This is a genomic window from Streptomyces sp. NPDC002130, assembly GCF_040296465.1.
Lineage (GTDB): Bacteria > Actinomycetota > Actinomycetes > Streptomycetales > Streptomycetaceae > Streptomyces.
Map to the genome: position 1 here is coordinate 1 of NZ_JBEOXI010000906.1, position 1,339 is coordinate 1,339.

The window sequence follows — 1,339 nt, forward strand, 5'->3', positions numbered from 1 at the left end:
GTGTGCATCGACCTCGTCGACGATGACGTCGAAGAATCGGTTGAGTAGAGCGACCACCGCGGTAGGGGAGTTGGTGGCCGCGATGGTGGTCGAACCGATGACGTCGACGAAAAGAACGGCAACGTCGCGCTCTTCACCGCCGAGTTCGGGGTTGCGGCGAACCGCGTTTGCGGCAACCTCGTGTCCGACGTGGCGCCCGAAGAGGTCGCGAATTCTCTCGCGCTCGCGTAGGCCCTCGGCCATTCGGTTGAAGCCGGTCTGCAGCAGTCCCAGTTCGGTCCCGTCGTACACGACGACGGACGCGGTGAGGTCGCCACGGGTGACTTGTTCCATGCCTCGTCGTACGGACCGAATGGGGGCCGCGGCCGATCGAATGTTGATGTACGTCAGCCCGAGTCCGACACACAGGGTGATCCCGCCGATGACGAGGATGGCGATTGCGAGGGCTTGCCACGAAGCAGGTCGGATGAAGCTGAAGACCGCTACGAGCATCAAGCCAGTGACGGGGACTCCGCTTCCGAGCAGCCAGACGAGGATTGTCCGGCCGGTCAGTCCGAGAACGGCAGCCTTGCGGGGTGCTCCGGACTCGAGTGCACGCGCAGCAATAGGGCGGAGTGCGAACTCGCTGAGCAGGTAGCAGAAAGCACAGGTGGTGATACCGCTGAAGGCCACGGTGAACAGAACTTTCGGAATGGTGTCGGGGTCGACGATTCCGTACATGGTCGTGAAGGTGATGAGCGCGGCCGTCCACAGGACAGCTTGCACTCGGGTCAGTCGCCACGGCCCGCGCAGCGCCGCGCGTTGATTCTGCTCGGTTGGCCGGTGATCCTCGGTGGCCCACCGGAGATCCCGCATGAGGCGTTTGGTGCCCCAGAGAAGTCCGATCAGAAAGACACACCCGATGAAGACGGGCACGGCGATAAAGTTGATCCACGCGAATTCGGGGTGGATGATCTCGGGTCCGGGAACCACGAATCCGACGAGCACTATCGCCAGCACCGCTCCGATCAGGTTGGTGACCAGGAGAGGGGCGGTCAGTAGTGCCTGGACGCGGATTCGGCGGCGCCTGGGGCTTTCGTCGGTGGATCCGAGCAGCCACGACCCCAGGGGCGCACTCGGGACACGGCTTCGCTGCATAGTGTGTCGAGAGTAGTCGTAATGATCGCTTAGGGTGGTCCGGTGCGCCTAGTTATTGCTCGTTGCCGTGTCGACTATGTGGGACGCCTGACCTCCCACCTCCCTACCGCAAGATCCGCGGCGCACGCGAGGTCCAGATGTCCGAGGGCATCCCCACCGCCACCGGCTACACCCGCTCCACCGGCACCGTCCACGCCCTCAC

At 63.8% G+C, this 1,339-nt stretch carries 1 protein-coding gene; it reads right to left on the bottom strand.

The window, feature by feature from the left end; translation table 11 throughout:
• On the bottom strand, positions 1 to 999 hold a 999-nt coding region (locus ABT116_RS46840; RefSeq protein WP_351647430.1), incomplete at its 3' end, for an adenylate/guanylate cyclase domain-containing protein.
• Positions 1,000 to 1,339: the final 340 nt, after the last annotated feature.